A 14782-nucleotide genomic window follows, 5' to 3' on the forward strand; every position below is an offset into this window, starting at 1 on the left:
GTGCCGCAATTCTAGCGGAAGCGGGCGGCCGGCCGGGCGTTTCGCCCGCGACCCGCCAAGAAAAACGGCCGCCCCGGAGGGCGGCCGTGTCATGCGGCGCGATGGCGTCGCGCGGCGATCGGCGCGTTACAGCGCCATGTCGGTCGCAGCCTTCGCCGGGCGGGCCGGTGCGTTACCGGTGGCCTGCGGCTGCGTGCCGAGGTCGATCTTCGGCGGCGGCGAGAGTTGCAGCACGTCGCTGGTGTACGTCCATTCGTCGACGACCTTCGCCGGGCTGTCGTTCAGCTTCGTGCCGTAGCTCGGCACGATCTGGCGGATCTTCTGCTGCCACTCGGGCGATGCGACCTTGTCCTTGAACACCTTCTTCATCAGGTTCAGCATGATCGGCGCGGCCGTCGACGCGCCCGGCGATGCGCCGAGCAGGCCCGCGATGCTGCCGTCCTGCGACGCGACGATTTCGGTGCCGAGCTTCAGCACGCCACCCTTGACCGGGTCGCGCTTGATGATCTGCACGCGCTGGCCGGCCTGCCACAGGCGCCAGTCTTCCTTCTTCGCGTTCGGGAAGTATTCCTTCAGCGCGTTGAAGCGGTCGTCGTCGGACAGCATCAGCTGGCCGGCGAGGTACTGGACCAGCGGGAATTCGTCCACGCCCACGCGCATCATCGGTGCGACGTTGTGCGTGTTGGTGCTCTTCAGCAGGTCGAAGTACGAACCGTTCTTCAGGAACTTGGTCGAGAACGTCGCGAACGGCCCGAACAGGATGATCTTCTTGCCGTCGATGATGCGCGTGTCGAGGTGCGGCACCGACATCGGCGGCGAGCCGACCGACGCCTTGCCGTATGCCTTCGCCAGATGCTGCTTCACGACCTCGGGGTTGTCCGTCACGAGGAACGAGCCGCCCACCGGGAACGCGCCGTAGTCCTTCGCCTCGGGGATGCCCGACGCCTGCAGCAGGTGCAGCGCACCGCCGCCCGCGCCGATGAACACGAACTTCGCGTCGACCGATTGCGCCGGTTCATCCGAGTGCAGCTTGACCCAGCTCACGTGCCACGTGCCGTCGGCATTGCGCGAGATCTCGCGCACTTCGCTCGACAGCGACAGCGTGAAGTTCGGCTGCGTCTTCAGGTAGCCGACGAACTGGCGCGTGATCTCGCCGAAGTTCACGTCGGTGCCGATCGGCGTCCACGTTGCCGCGACCTTCTGGTTGCGGTCGCGGCCTTCCATCATCAGCGGCACCCACTGCTTGATCTGGTCGTAGTCTTCCGAATACTGCATGCCGCGGAACAGCGGGCTCGCCTGCAGCGCTTCGTAGCGCTTCTTCAGGAAGCGGACGTTGTCGTCGCCCCACACGAAGCTCATGTGCGGCGTCGAGTTGATGAACGAGTGCGGATTCTTCAGCACGCCCTGCTTGACCTGCCACGCCCAGAACTGGCGCGAGATCTGGAACGACTCGTTGATCTCGATCGCTTTCGAGATGTCGATCTTGCCGTCCGCCTTCTCCGGCGTGTAGTTCAGCTCGGCGAGCGCCGAGTGGCCGGTGCCGGCGTTGTTCCAGCCGTTCGAGCTTTCCAGCGCGACGCCGTCGAGGCGTTCGACCATGGTCATCGACCAGTCAGGCTGAAGCTCGTGCAGCCAGACGCCGAGCGTCGAGCTCATGATGCCGCCGCCCACCAGCAGGACGTCGACCTTCTTCGTATCGGCGGCGTGCGCGGACGACGCGGCGACGCACAGCGCGAGCGCCGACAGTATTACCCGTAACGTTTTGATCACAGCAGATCCCTTTTTCAACTTGGATGCATCGGTTTGCCAAGCCGCCCGGCGCGTGTGTCGATCGCGGTGAAACGCGGGTCCGGAGATCCGGACACGCGAATCCGGAATTCCGGATCGACGCCGCGCGCCGTTGCATTTGCGCACGCGAACCCGTCGGGAAGGACACCTTCGGATCGGCTGCCTGCGGGCAGGCAAGCGCCTGCGTCACAGTGGCGCACTACGCGCCCGGGCCCTTGCGGCAAGCCTGAGCGGAAAGCGCTTCAGGCTGCGTGGAAAGAGGCCGCGCGCGACGCGTTTTGCGGGGAGCGGGGTGGCAAGGGGCGCGTAATGTAACCGAACTCGTTTGCTGTGTCACAAACGAAAAAACCCGTTGTTTTCGTGGGGTTTTTTGTATGTCCGGGTTTCCGGAATGACGGTCGCGGAAACCGGGAAAGCTGGGGATAACTGCGCGGGATCAGGGGAGGCCGGGCGCGGCGTTGCACCGCGTCCCGATCAGGTCATGTCACGTTGCGTCACTTCGCGAAATTGTTTCGGCAGAACTGCTCGTACGCCAGTGCCGAATTCGCGAAGCCTTTCTGTTTCGCGAGTTCCCAGGGGCGCTCGCATTGCTGCGTTTGTTCGCACCACGAATAGCCGGCAGAAGGGATGCAGCCGTGCGAATCGCGATCGCTGCCGGGCATCGGCGACGCGGGCGGCGCGGCAGCTTCGGCCGGCGCCGACGCGGCGGCCGGCGCGGTGGATTGCGCCGCACAGGCGCTCAACGCGAGCGCGCAGGCAAGGGCGGCGGCCAGCGAAGCAGACGGAAGAAGACGTTTCATCGGGTAGCGCTCCATGGGATGACGATCGACAACGGATGCCCGGGCCCGGGCGCGGAACGGCATGAACGGTCAGTCGCCCGGCACCGGCACGCGCGACGAGAACTTCACTTCGCGCAACGCGAGGCTCGACTGGATCGACGATACCCCGGCCTGCTTGCGCAGCACGCGCTCGACGAACTCCGCATATGCGTCGAGATCGGCCGCGACGACCTGCAGGATGTAGTCGGCCGCGCCGGTGATCTTGTGGCAGGACGTCACTTCGTCGTGACGCCGCATCACGTCCTCGAAGTGATCCGAATCCTGGCCGGAATGCATGTTGAAGGTGACTTGCACGAACGCAAACACGTTCATGCCGAGCGCGCGCCGGTCGAGGTTCGCCTGGTAGCCGGTGATCACGCCTTCGTCCTCGAGCCGCTTGCGGCGCCGCCAGCAGGGCGTGACGCTCAGCGACAGCTTCTCGCCGAGCGTCGCGTTCGACAGCGCGCCGTCGTCCTGCAGCAGGCGCAGCATGGCGCGGTCGACGCCATCCAGTTCGACCGAAGCGCGATTTTTGCTCATTTCCGGGAATCCGTAGGCGGTTTTCTCAAAATTGTACGAAAGGCGCGGGTCGAAAGCAAAGCTATTGCCGGTTGCCGTCAATAAACTGTTGCCACCCCTACTGCAACGGTCAACCATGCTCACGATCTACAGCAGCGATCACCAACTGCATCGCGGCGTCGAACTGAAGGACGGCGCGATCACCGATTCGTTCGAAAACCCCCTTCGCGCCGAAACGGTGCTCGCGCAGGTGCGTGCCGCCAGCCTCGGCGACGTGATCGCACCGAAGCCGTTCGAGCGCGCCCACTACGCGGCCGCGCACAGCGCCCGCTACGTCGATTTCCTCGCCGGCGCGTGGGACGAGTGGACCGAGACGGGCCGCACCTGCCAGGCGCTGCCGCTCGTGTGGCCGGTGCGCGCGATGCCGGCCGCAGCCACCGCGCCCGCGTTCATCGACGGCAAGCTCGGCTTCTACGCGATGGACGCGGGCGCGCCGATCAACGCCGGCACGTGGGATGCCGTGAGCGCGAGCGCGAACTCGGCGCTCACCGGCGCCGACCTGCTGTCGAGCGGCGCGGCGCGCGCGGCCTTCGCGCTGTGCCGCCCGCCCGGCCATCACGCGGGCCGCGAGTACATGGGCGGCTATTGCTACCTGAACAACGCGGCGATCGCCGCGCAGCACTGCGTCGCGCAGGGCGCCGCGCGCGTCGCGGTGCTCGACGTCGATTTCCATCACGGCAACGGCACGCAGGACATCTTCTACGACCGCGCGGACGTGCTGTTCGCGTCGATCCACGGCGAGCCGCCGGTGTCGTACCCGTACTTCTCCGGCTATGCGGACGAGCGCGGCATCGGCGCGGGCGAAGGGTTCAACCTGAACCTGCCGCTGCCGAAGGGCACGCTGTGGGACACCTACTCGGCCGCGCTCGACCACGCGGCCGCTGCGATCGCCGCGCATGCGCCCGACGCGCTCGTCGTGTCGCTCGGCGTCGATACCTTCGAGCACGACCCGATCAGCCATTTCCGGCTGCGTTCGCCCGACTACCTGCGCATCGGCGCGGCGCTCGCGCGCCTGGACGTGCCGACGCTGTTCGTGATGGAAGGCGGCTACATGGTCGACGAGATCGGCGTCAACGCGGTCAACGTGCTACTGGGATTCGAAGGGCGCGCGTAACGCGCGGCGGCGAGAGCGCCGTGCTGCCGACTGGAATCGGGCGCGCGGTGCGGGAAGCGCAGCATCATCGACTGCAACCGATTCGTGATCCGAACCACAACACGTCCCGCATCGAACGGGGCCCACAAGACTGACCGGGAGACAGACCTGCTTCGACATTCGATGCAGGTGTATGCGCCGTTCTCGTACGACGCCGTGTACATCATCGTCGACGCGATGAAGCGCGCGAACTCGACCGACCCGGCGAAGGTGCTGGCCGGCGATGCCCGCGACCGACTACAAGGGCGTGATCGGCGAGACGAGTTTCACGCCGCAGGGCGACCTGAAGCACGGTGCGATCTCGGTGTTCACGTACAAGAGCGGCAAGAAGGCGCTGCTCGATATCGTGAAGATGTGATGTGGCGGTGACGTTGCGTTGACGTCGCGAGGGCCGCGAAGCGGGATGGGCTTCGCGGCCTTCGCCGTTTACAGCGCGTGCGTTTGCGCGCGGTCGGCGCGACGCTCCGCGTCATGCACGATGTGGAGCTCGCGCGTGCGGATCGGCAACGCGCAGTGCGCGTCGGCGAGCGTCTTGCGCACCTGGCGCGCAATGCGCCAGCGCATTGCCCAGAACTTGTCGGTGTGCGTCCACACGCGCATGTTCGCGACGACCGTGCTGTCGTCGAAGCGCATCACCATCACATCCGGCGCGGGATCCTGCAGCACGTCGGGATCGGCCGCGGCCAGCGCGCGCAGTGCGTCGAGCGCCCGATCGATATCGTCATGCACCGACACTTCCACTTCGAGATCGAGGCGGCGCGTCGGGTTGCGCGTGTAGTTGCGGATCGAGCTGCCCCATAGCGCGCTGTTCGGCACGTATTCGCAGATGCCGTCCGGCTTCGTCAGACGCGTCATGAAGAGCCCGACCTCGTCGACGGTACCCGCGACGCCTGTGCCGCCGTCGATATAGTCGCCGACCTTGAACGGCCGCAGCAGCAGAAGCATGATGCCGGCCGCGATGTTCTGCATCGTGCCCTGCAGCGCGAGCCCGATCGCGAGGCCGGCCGCGCCGAGCACCGCGACGATGCTCGCGGTTTCGATGCCGAGCTGCGACAGCGCGCCGACGATCGCGACGATGCGCACGCCCCACACGGCGACGTCGCACAGGATCGGCCGCAACGTGTCGTCGACGCGCTCCTTGTTCGAGAGCAGGCGGTTCAGCCAGTTGCCGATGCGTTTGGACAGCCACCAGCCGGCGACGAGCAACGCCAGGCCGGCGCACAGCTTGAGGGAAACGGTGGACAGCGCGTTCCACAGGAACGTCCAGCGTTCCGGGTGCAGGTGATCGAGCAACATGACGGGATTCCGGTTCGAAGAAACGATGCGCGACGCGTGGCGTGCCGGCCGGGGTCAGCGGGCTTGCGCTCACGCGCGGACAGCGTTCGACCGGACATGGCGCAGGATGGTTCGCGCGAACGAGTGGGGTCGAATGCAGCACGACCGTGCCGCCGGGCCGCGAAATCGCGATTTCGGTTTAGTACGAAGCCGCTTTTCATTCAAATGAGACTAGTCCTATTCAGCCGATTCGATCGCGCCGATACACTCGCTTTTACGTTGCCGGGTCGCGACGATCGTTCCTCCGCGATACCCGGTTCTTTCCCGATTTTTCATTGACAGACAGCGAGTGACGACGTCATGCGGTTAGACCTGCGTTTCCGTCTCGCACGCGAACAAGGTCAACCCGCGCAGCGCGGCGTTCACGGATTCCCGATGCGCCGCGCGTTGCTGCGCGGCGTCATCGCGGCGGCCTGTGTGGCGGGCGCGCCGGGTACGGTGGCCCATGCGTCTCACGACGCCGCGCCGTTCGAGCCCGTGATGGCCGACCTTGTCGACGTGCCCTTTTTCAATGCCGCGCGCACGACGTGGGGCGGCTTGCACGCAGCGACGGCCGCGCCGCTCGACGTTACCTATGCGTCGCATGCGTTGTCCGTGCCGACGGCCGGCGAACGCGACGACCCCGTGGCGCGCTTCGGCGCGTGCGTGGCTTACCGCGTGCTGTGCGATGCGGCGCGCGGGGCGGTCGAACGCGCGTATGCGTCGAGGTTCGATTACGGCCTTGCGTCGGCGTTGCCCATCACGGGTGAGCAGGCCGCGTTCGAACGGCGTCCCGTCGATCTTGCCGCCGCCGAGCCGTTCGTGCTCGCGCAAGCCGAGCGCGGCGCGCGTGGCGGCGCGATCGTCGGCAGCCTGCAGGCGTCGCTGGCGCGCGCGGAATTGCCGGCCGGCGTCGCTGCGCAGATCACCCGCATGCTCGCCGGTCGCGTCGACCTGAAACAGCGCGGCGCACTCGGCGACACCTTCCGCGTGGCCTACGAACCGGACGCAAGTGCGACGCTGCCGGGTGGCGTGCGCGTGACGGCGCTCGAGCTTCGCTTGCGCGGCCAGCGCGTCGCGGCCGTGTGGTTTGCGGCCGAGGCGGGCTCGCCGGGCGCCTATTACGATCTCGACGGCATGCCGTTTGCCGGCTCGCGGTTTGCGATGCCGGTCAGCGCCAAACGGATCAGCTCGCATTTCGGCGCGCGCGTGCATCCGGTCACCGGCGCGCGTCATGTGCATTCCGGCGTCGATCTCGCGGCACCGGCCGGGCGTGCGGTTCATGCATCGGAGCGCGGCGTCGTGATGTTCATCGGCACCGAGCCGCGCGGTTACGGCAAGTACGTGGTGATTCGTCACGATGGCGGCTATACGTCGTACTACGCGCACCTGTCGGCATTCGAGCCGACCCTGCGAACCGGCACGCGGGTCGTGCGCGGCCAGCGGGTCGGCGCGGTCGGCAGCACGGGCACGGCCACGGGGCCGCATCTGCACTTCGAGGTCCGGCGGCATGCCCGTCTCGTCGACCCGGTCGCGCTGGTACAGGCGGGCAAGGCAGCGAAGCTGAAGGGCGAACGGCGCGTCGCGTTCAACCGCGTGGTGCTCGATGCGCGTACGCGCCTGGCGTCGGTCGAGTGGGTGCAACCGGTGGCGATGTCGAAGCCTGCCGGGCCGCGTGCCGGCTGACGATGGGCGAGATGCCGCCGGCTATGGCCGGCGGCATCGTTGCATGCGCGCGTCGGTGCGCTTGCCGGCAATGACGAATGACTGCTCATCGTGCGAAGCAACATGGTCGGATTGCTTTGCAGCCATTGCGCGACCCATCGATTGTCGAATTGCGTCAAATTTGCCGGTTGCTTCAAATCATCTTCTTCATCGAATCAAGGTTTGCCTGAAATTCGGCAAATTCAACCGCCTTGTTTTCCCGCTTGCGCTCCGCCGCGGCGATGTGACGTTTGCCGCAACGCAGCAGCGCACTCCGTTCCGTTATTTCCCAATCCGAAATTAATCCCGCGCTGATTTCCGATATCACCCGTTTCGATCTTGCGATTATTTCAAGTCAGGTGATATAACCCGCTTCACGCACCGATTTGCAGCAATAACGTCACCAATAAATGCGAGCGGAACGATGAAAAGAACGAGGCGGAACCTGGGTTTGGGTGGGATGGCGATCTTGACCGGTGCGATGCCGGTGGGGGTCTATGCGGCATGTACCCCGGCTACCCCGCCGGGCAGCGGAGCGACGGTCGCGTGTTCCGGCGCGAACATCCCGTCGGTCGTGGCCGCGACCGGCAGCACCAACGTCACGATCAACATCGATTCGACCGCGACCGGCAGTTATGTCGTGACATCCACACCGACGCCGTTCTCCGTCGATACGCAGAGCGCGATCACCAACAACGGCAACCTGTCGATGTCCGGCAACGGTACGGGCGTCGCGAATCGCGGCGCGGTGCTGATCGGCGTGACCAACAACAACACGATCACCAACGGCGCGAGCGGCACGATCTCGACCACCGGCACCTACAACGACGGGATGGCCGCGAACGGCAACAACAACACGCTCGTCAACAACGGCACGATCACGACCACCGGCAACAACGCGTACGGGATGACGGCCGCGTGGGGGCAGAGCAACCCCGGCGCGTCGGGCAACCAGATCGTCAACGCTGGCACCGTGACGACCTCGGGCAACAACGCGCGTGCGGCGTCGCTGCTCGGCGGCAACGGCACAATCACCAACAGCGGCACGCTGACGTCGAACGGCCGCGATGCGCCGGCCGTCTACATGCAGGGCAACAACGACACGCTGGTCAACAGCGGCACGATCCAGACGACCGGCACCGCGACGAGCGGCGGCAGCGTCGATGCGGTCGTGTCGAACACGCTCGGCAGCTCGTTCACCGCGACGATCACGAACCAGGCGGGCGGCAGGATCATCAGCAACAACGGGATCGGCGTGCGCTCGACCAACGGTGCGACGACGATCACCAACGCGGGGCTGATCCAGGGCGGCGGCGGCACCGCGATCCAGGGCGGCAACGGCAATGTGACGCTGATCCTGCAGACCGGCTCGCAGATCGTCGGCACGGCGAACGGCGGCGCCGGCACCAACAGCGTGACGCTGCAGGGCACGGGCACCGCGTCGAATGCGTTCACGAATTTCCAGAGCCTGACGATGGCCGGCACGGACTGGACGTGGGCCGGCACCGGCACGTTCTCGACCGCGCTCGTGCAGAGCGGCACGCTGAACCTCACGGGCACGCTCGGCACGACGACGGCGTCGGTCGTGGCCACGGTCAACGCGGGTGCGACGCTGCAGGCGAATGCGTCGAACCTGCCTTTGTCGGTGACCGACAACGGGCTCGTGCGATTCCAGCAGGACAGCGCCGGCACCTACACGGGCACGATCAGCGGCTCGGGCGCGGTGGAGAAAACCGGCGCGGGCACGCTGACGGTTGCGCCTTCCGCCGCGGGCGGCAACACGTATTCCGGCGGCACGACGATCACGCAAGGCACGCTGTCGGTCGCGGCAGACAACGCGCTCGGCGCATCGTCAGGAAGCCTGACTTTGAACGGCGGCACGCTGCAGCTCGGCAGTTCGTTCAACCCCGCATCGAGCCGCGCGGTGTCGATCACGTCGAACAACGGCACGATCGACACGCAAGGTTTCAATTCGACGATCGCGCAGAACATCACGGGTTCGGGCGGACTCACCAAACTGGGTGGCGGCACGCTGACATTGAATGGCGTGCACAGCACGTATTCCGGTGGAACGAACGTGTCTGCCGGTACGCTCATTGTCGGTGATCTCGATGCGGCGGCGGGACTGCGGGGCGGTGGCCCCGTGACCATCGCGCCCGGTGGGACGCTTGGCGGGTACGGCAGTGTGACGGGCAATGTAACGAACAATGGCACGATTTCCGTCGCGAATGCGCTGCCTAGTCTTGCCAGTGGTTTGCCGGGAGACTTCCGGATATTCGGAAACCTGACGAATGCGGGGGTTTTGGAGCTCCGTGGGCGCGTTGTAGGTAACGGGCTGGCCGTGTCGGGCAATTATGTCGGGCAGAATGGTGCGGTTAACATGAATACGAAGCTTGCCGGCGACGGTTCGCCATCGGACACGCTGTTGATAGGCGGTGTGCCGGGATCTGCGACGGCAAGCGGCAAGACGACACTGAACGTAGCGAACGTCGGTGGTAGCGGCGCACTGACCACGTCCGACGGCATTCGCCTGGTTTACGCCGTGAACTTTGCGAATACGGGTGACGCGTTTACGTTGGCGGGCGGTACAGTCAGCGCCGGCGCTTACTCCTACTATCTGGTGAAAGGCGGGGTCACCGCCTTGACGGGGCAGGACTGGTATCTGCGCAGCACAGTTCCTCCGCGGCCGGATCAGCCAACGCAGCAACCTCCATTCAGTATTGCAGACGGTACACCGGAATCGATCGTCGAGGCTGTCAAGAACGCGGCGCCCGACGCCGAGCCGGAACCTGTTTACCGTCCCGAAGTCCCGCTGTACTCGGAAGTGCCGGCTATCGCGCGGCAGCTTGACTTGCTGCAGATCGATACCTTCCATGATCGCCAGGGCGAACAGGGACTGCTGGCGGAAAACGGCTCGGTGCCTGCGTCGTGGTCACGTGTATGGGGCGGCTATAGCAACATCAAGCAGAAGGGCGACGTGACGCCGTCCTATGACGGAACGGTATGGGGGATGCAGGTCGGGCAGGATCTGTATGCGGACAACCGGCCGAGCGGACACCGTAACCACTACGGCTTCTTCCTCGGATTCGCGCGCGCGGTTGGGGACGTGAACGGCTTTGCGCTCGCGCAGCAGGAACTGGGCGTGGGCTCGCTGCAGGTGAACGCATACAACCTCGGCGGCTACTGGACACACATTGGCCCGGGCGGCTGGTACACGGACGCAGTGGTGATGGGCAGCGCGCTGACCTTACGCACGCATTCGAACAACAATGTGAATGGTTCGACGGACGGTAACGCGGTCACCGGTTCGGTCGAAGCGGGCTTGCCGATTTCGCTTGGCCACGGACTGACGCTGGAGCCGCAGGCGCAGTTGCTCTGGCAATGGCTGTCGTTGGCCCAATTCAACGACGGTGTGTCGGACGTCACGTGGAACAACGGCAACACTTTCCTCGGCCGGATCGGCGCACGACTTCAATACGCGTTCGATGCGAACGGCGTGAGCTGGAAGCCGTACCTGCGCGTGAACGTGCTGCGCGCGTTCGGCACCGACGACAAGACCACCTTCGGCGGCTCGACGACGATCGGCACGCAAGTCGGGCAAACGGCCGGACAGATCGGCGCGGGGCTCGTGGCGCAACTGACGAAGCGCGGCAGCGTGTATGCGACGGTCAGCTACCTGACGAACCTCGGCGGCGAGCACCAGCGCACGATCACCGGGAATGCGGGCGTGCGGTGGGCGTGGTGAGGTCGGCGATGGCGATGCGTTGATCGATCTGCTGCGGCGGGTGGCGTCGCGGCCGATCGGGGCAAACCGCTTACACGGCAGGTTCGACCGGCAGCCAGATTTCCAGCACGCCGGCACCCGTCACCGGATCGTAGTCCGCGCTGTAGCGCTCGAACTCCGGCGCGTCGACCGCCTTGAACCCGGACGTCGGCAGCCAGCCGTTCCAGATGCTGTAGAACGTCTGGTGCAGCGTGGAGATATGCCCGACGTGTTCGAAGACCGCATACCGCTGCGGTTCGAGTTCGACCCAACGAAATGGCGCAGGCAACCGGTCGCGGCTCGCGACTTCCACCCCCGCGATGTACTCGAAGCTGCCATCCGCATCCGGGTTGCAGCACACGCCGTAGGTCACATCGTCGACCTGGCCGGGAAGGGTACCGATGTATGGGATGAACGCTTGCCACAGCGCCGGAATGCCTTCGTTGGTTTCGAACGTGTAGCGGTCGCTCATGCCGGCGATCAGCCGCTTGCCGGCGGTTTCGAAGCGTGACGGTACAACGTCGATGATCTTCAGTTCTTTCATGCGAAGCGGCTCCACAAGAGACAACCCGTCGAGTGTGCGCCGTGCCCGCACGTCTTCGGGCGTCATGCCGAAGCAATCACGGAAGGCGCGCGTGAACGCCTCATGGGAGCCATAGCCGGCGTCGAGCGCCACCTGCAGGATGTCCGGTGCGCCTTGCGCCAGCGCGTGCGCCGCACGCGTGAGCCGCCTCGACCGGACATAGCGCATCACCGGCCAGCCGGTGTTCATCGAGAACAGGCGCGAGAAGCCGAAGCGCGTCATGTCGCAATGGGCGGAAATCCTGTCGAGCGTCAGTTCGCGGTCCAGTTTGGTTTCGATAAACCAGAGTGCTTGTCCTACCGGATTCATGGCTTTCCAATGAGCGTGTCGGGCGGACTATATGGTATCGGCGGCGGGGGCGTTTGATCGTTCTTGCGAGGCGAGGCGAGGCGAGGCGAGGCGAGGCGAGGCGAGGAAGGGCAAGGGCGTCCAAGCGAATCGCCACGCCGGGCGGCGTGGCGATGACGGGTTGCAGCGTGGCGCCGCTTAGCCGAGCGGCCAGTTCAGGATCGCGATCCCGTCGTTGTAGTCACCGTCCGTTCCATCTTCCGACCCGACCAGACCGAAGTAGGTCTTCTTGAAGATGTCGACCTGGCGCGAGCCGATCTTCGACGGCTTGCCGTTCGCCGTCACGACCACCCGCACCTTCCCCTTGCCGGAGTTCACGATCTGCGTGTTCAGGTTCGCGTCCTGCGTGCCCGCGCCCTGGAACGTCGCGGCCGGTTTCGGGTTGTCGTCGACGAAGACCTCGATCGTCTGCTGTGCAGACGAATTGACCAGCGCGGTCACGCCGAACGCGATGTTCGGCGGCAGGTTGAAGACGCCGTCGCGCTCGCCGCCGCCGGACGTCGTGGTACCCGGCTGCGTGGGCTGCGGCTGCGGCGTCGCCTTCGAGAAGTAGTTGACCACCGCCCCGACGCCGAATTTCGCCGCGGCACCGGGCAGCACGCCGGGCGCGCCGGCCCACGTCACCGTGCAGGCGACCACCTGCCCGGCCGCATCGGCCTTCACCTTGTTCTGCCAGCTGCCGACGTCGAAGCTGTACGGGATCGTCGCGATGTCGACGAACACGTCGTATTGCGGCAGCTTTTCCACGAGCTGAGCGGTCATGAACTGGCGCATCCGGTCGAGCACCGCCTGGTCGCCGTTCGCCTGGACGGCGGTGGCATCGTTGCCGGCGAGTTGCAGCAGGGCGTACAGATCGTCATGGGTAAACGGTTGTGACATGTCGTCCTCGTCTCGATGAAAGGTCTCGCGTTGCGCGGCCGGCGAATGGATTTCGCCGTTGGCGCGCACGGAGTACAGCAGTGGAACTGCGACTGATTGCTCGAATGAATCGGTTCGCAATGTGTGGTTGGCCCCGTCGCCATTGCGGATTCGACAACGGCGCGCGCTGCCTGCCGCGCCGTGAGTCATCGTGCTCAACCCAGCGGCCAGTTCAGGAACACGATGCCGTCGTTGTAGTCGTCGTCGGCGCCGTCTTCCGAGCCGACGATCCCGAAGTACGACTTCTTGAAGAGGTCGACTTGCCGCGAGCCGAGCCGCGACGGCTTGCCGTTCGCCATCACGATCACGCGCACGCGGCCCTTGCCGGAGTCGAGCACCTTGGTGCCGAGGTTCTGGTCCTGTACGCCGGCGCCCTTGAACGTGGCGACGGGCTTCGGGTTGTCGTCGACGTAGATGTCGATCGTCTGGTCGTTCGCCGCATTGGTGAGCGCGGTGACGCCGAACTTGATGTTCGGCGGCAGGTTGAACGTGCCGTCGCGCTCGCCGCCGCCGCCGATCGTGCCGCTACCCGTGCCGCCCGGGTTGCCGCCCGCGCCGGTTTCGCCGCTTCCGCTTCCGCTGCCCTGCGACGACGACTGCGCGGCCGCGCCGCCGATCGCGGACAGGCTCGCGTACGAATCGATGTGCATTGCGCTGCCGCGCACGCTTTTCCACTGGCCCTTCACGAACGTGACGCCGGTGCCGACGTCGATCGTCGCGACGAGCGTGAACGGCATGCGCCCGGTGGCTTCGGGCACTTTCGACGAATAGGTGAAGCAGCCGTCCGCGACGACGCCCTTGTCGGTCGCGATCGCGAAGTAGATGCCGGGGAAGTTGTTGCCGGTCGCATAAGGCGTCGGCACGTTGAGGATGACCTGCAGTTTTCCGTCTCGAATCTCTGCCTTGGCGATGTCGATGTACAGGCCCGGGATGTCGACGTAAGTCTCCGATGTCGCCACGGGGGCGCTGACGATCGAAGCCGAAAGGAGGGGCATGGATGTCTCCGTTGGTAGGGCGGGTTTCGATGCAAAGGCGGGTGGTGCCGCTGAAGGCGGCGCGCAATCGCCGGCCGGCCCGGAGGCGGCCGGCGGAGGTGAGCTGTCAGATGTGCGTCAGCCGCGCGTCAGGTCAGCCGATCGGCCACTGGAGCACGACGATGCCGTCGTTGTAGTCGCTGTCGTGGCCGTCTTCCGACACGACGATCCCGAAGTTGACCGTGTACGGCGAGCCGTCCGATTTCTTGCCGTTGATCGGCGCGAGGCGCGCGTCGGTGGCCGACGGCTTGCCGTTCACCGACACTTCGAAGCGGATCTTGCCGTTGCCGGAATTCAGCGTCGCTTCACGCGTGCCGTCGCGCGTCGTCAGCTTGTGATACGCGGCGGGTTCCTTGCTGTCGCCGATGAACAGCTTGATGTGCTGTTGCTCGGCGGCATTCGCGAAGAAAATCGCGCGGAATGGGGTATTCGGCGGAATCGAAAACTCGCCGGCGCGATTGGATGACGTTTGAGAATCGACCATGCTTTCCTCCTGAGGAATGATGGATAAGGCTTCAAGCCTTGTCGCGCAAACGTTTGCAGTTTGAAACGCGACATGCCGAGCATGCCGAAAAATAAATAAAAAAATATTCGCCGGGGAATCGCTATTGTTCAATAAATCGAAAATGGAGGTTAATCGATTTAGTGAAATGTATTTAATGTGGGCTATTTCGATATATTCGGGAAATTATATCGGCGGGCGTATCGATTTTCTGAATGATGCGCGGTTGCGCAGGCGAGGCGAGCTGGAGGCGGCGGGAAGCAATCGGGCTTCGGCGC

The 14782-nt window shown here is 65.3% G+C and carries 12 protein-coding genes and 1 pseudogene; 4 read left to right on the forward strand and 9 right to left on the reverse strand.

Annotated features, from left to right (window positions below):
* Positions 1-126: 126 nt before the first annotated feature.
* From mqo to LXE91_RS26190, 3 genes are all read right to left on the reverse strand, one after another.
* On the reverse strand, positions 127-1788 hold the full coding sequence (mqo, locus tag LXE91_RS26180; RefSeq protein WP_172625575.1) for a malate dehydrogenase (quinone): 1662 nt from the start codon (positions 1786-1788) through the stop codon (positions 127-129).
* 494 nt (positions 1789-2282) lie between these two features.
* Entirely contained in the window at positions 2283-2588 is a 306-nt protein-coding gene (locus LXE91_RS26185) for a hypothetical protein (RefSeq protein WP_039344676.1), read from the reverse strand.
* 69 nt (positions 2589-2657) lie between these two features.
* The gene (locus LXE91_RS26190) at positions 2658-3146 is read right to left on the reverse strand and encodes an Lrp/AsnC family transcriptional regulator (RefSeq protein ID WP_039344260.1); all 489 of its coding nucleotides are present in this window, start codon (positions 3144-3146) and stop codon (positions 2658-2660) included.
* A gap of 115 nt (positions 3147-3261) precedes the next feature.
* Here LXE91_RS26190 and LXE91_RS26195 point away from each other — a divergent pair, with 115 nt between their 5' ends.
* Together LXE91_RS26195 and LXE91_RS26200 are read left to right on the forward strand one after the other, a co-directional pair.
* Positions 3262-4299: a histone deacetylase family protein gene (locus tag LXE91_RS26195; RefSeq protein ID WP_039344258.1), complete on the forward strand. Its 1038-nt coding sequence runs from the start codon at positions 3262-3264 to the stop codon at positions 4297-4299.
* A gap of 162 nt (positions 4300-4461) precedes the next feature.
* Positions 4462-4696: pseudogene (locus tag LXE91_RS26200) on the forward strand (ABC transporter substrate-binding protein); the annotation flags it as partial.
* A 68-nt stretch (positions 4697-4764) separates the two neighbouring features.
* Here the strand turns inward: LXE91_RS26200 and LXE91_RS26205 are convergent.
* Positions 4765-5634, reverse strand: a complete 870-nt coding sequence (locus tag LXE91_RS26205; RefSeq protein ID WP_039344256.1) for a mechanosensitive ion channel family protein — start codon at positions 5632-5634, stop codon at positions 4765-4767.
* Positions 5635-5973: 339 nt separating this feature from the next.
* Between LXE91_RS26205 and LXE91_RS26210 the strand changes: the two genes are divergently transcribed.
* A complete protein-coding gene (locus LXE91_RS26210) occupies positions 5974-7338 on the forward strand; it encodes a M23 family metallopeptidase (protein ID WP_039344254.1) in 1365 nt (454 codons plus the stop codon).
* A gap of 172 nt (positions 7339-7510) precedes the next feature.
* Here the strand turns inward: LXE91_RS26210 and LXE91_RS26215 are convergent, their stop codons facing one another.
* Positions 7511-7684, reverse strand: a complete 174-nt coding sequence (locus LXE91_RS26215; RefSeq protein WP_157644925.1) for a hypothetical protein — start codon at positions 7682-7684, stop codon at positions 7511-7513.
* A gap of 132 nt (positions 7685-7816) precedes the next feature.
* Between LXE91_RS26215 and LXE91_RS26220 the strand changes: the two genes are divergently transcribed.
* Positions 7817-11101, forward strand: coding sequence for an autotransporter outer membrane beta-barrel domain-containing protein (locus tag LXE91_RS26220; RefSeq protein WP_039344253.1), 3285 nt, complete (start codon positions 7817-7819; stop codon positions 11099-11101).
* 70 nt (positions 11102-11171) lie between these two features.
* On the opposite strand, the gene LXE91_RS26225 is transcribed toward LXE91_RS26220, so the two are convergent.
* The 4 genes from LXE91_RS26225 to LXE91_RS26240 all read right to left on the reverse strand — a co-directional run bounded on the left by LXE91_RS26225 (position 11172) and on the right by LXE91_RS26240 (position 14486).
* Complete coding sequence (locus tag LXE91_RS26225; protein WP_039344251.1) at positions 11172-12011, reverse strand: AraC family transcriptional regulator; 840 nt, start codon at positions 12009-12011, stop codon at positions 11172-11174.
* Between the two features lie 177 nt (positions 12012-12188).
* The gene (locus LXE91_RS26230) at positions 12189-12929 is read right to left on the reverse strand and encodes a fucose-binding lectin II (protein ID WP_039344674.1); all 741 of its coding nucleotides are present in this window, start codon (positions 12927-12929) and stop codon (positions 12189-12191) included.
* Between the two features lie 194 nt (positions 12930-13123).
* Positions 13124-13963: a fucose-binding lectin II gene (locus LXE91_RS26235; protein WP_039344249.1), complete on the reverse strand. Its 840-nt coding sequence runs from the start codon at positions 13961-13963 to the stop codon at positions 13124-13126.
* A 133-nt stretch (positions 13964-14096) separates the two neighbouring features.
* Positions 14097-14486 carry a fucose-binding lectin II gene (locus LXE91_RS26240; protein ID WP_039344247.1) on the reverse strand — a complete coding sequence of 130 codons (390 nt, stop codon included), beginning with the start codon at positions 14484-14486 and terminating at the stop codon, positions 14097-14099.
* Positions 14487-14782 lie beyond the last annotated feature (296 nt).

The organism is Burkholderia contaminans, from assembly GCF_029633825.1.
Taxonomy (GTDB): Bacteria; Pseudomonadota; Gammaproteobacteria; order Burkholderiales; family Burkholderiaceae; genus Burkholderia; species Burkholderia contaminans.

Coding starts and splice junctions, on each gene's coding strand:
- LXE91_RS26210 (WP_039344254.1), top strand. CDS start 5,974: ATGCGGTTAGACCTGCGTTTCCGTCTCGCACGCGAACAAGGTCAACCC.
- LXE91_RS26220 (WP_039344253.1), top strand. CDS start 7,817: ATGGCGATCTTGACCGGTGCGATGCCGGTGGGGGTCTATGCGGCATGT.
- LXE91_RS26195 (WP_039344258.1), top strand. CDS start 3,262: ATGCTCACGATCTACAGCAGCGATCACCAACTGCATCGCGGCGTCGAA.
- LXE91_RS26240 (WP_039344247.1), bottom strand. CDS start 14,486: ATGGTCGATTCTCAAACGTCATCCAATCGCGCCGGCGAGTTTTCGATT.
- LXE91_RS26235 (WP_039344249.1), bottom strand. CDS start 13,963: ATGCCCCTCCTTTCGGCTTCGATCGTCAGCGCCCCCGTGGCGACATCG.
- LXE91_RS26190 (WP_039344260.1), bottom strand. CDS start 3,146: ATGAGCAAAAATCGCGCTTCGGTCGAACTGGATGGCGTCGACCGCGCC.
- LXE91_RS26185 (WP_039344676.1), bottom strand. CDS start 2,588: ATGAAACGTCTTCTTCCGTCTGCTTCGCTGGCCGCCGCCCTTGCCTGC.
- LXE91_RS26225 (WP_039344251.1), bottom strand. CDS start 12,011: ATGAATCCGGTAGGACAAGCACTCTGGTTTATCGAAACCAAACTGGAC.
- LXE91_RS26230 (WP_039344674.1), bottom strand. CDS start 12,929: ATGTCACAACCGTTTACCCATGACGATCTGTACGCCCTGCTGCAACTC.
- LXE91_RS26205 (WP_039344256.1), bottom strand. CDS start 5,634: ATGTTGCTCGATCACCTGCACCCGGAACGCTGGACGTTCCTGTGGAAC.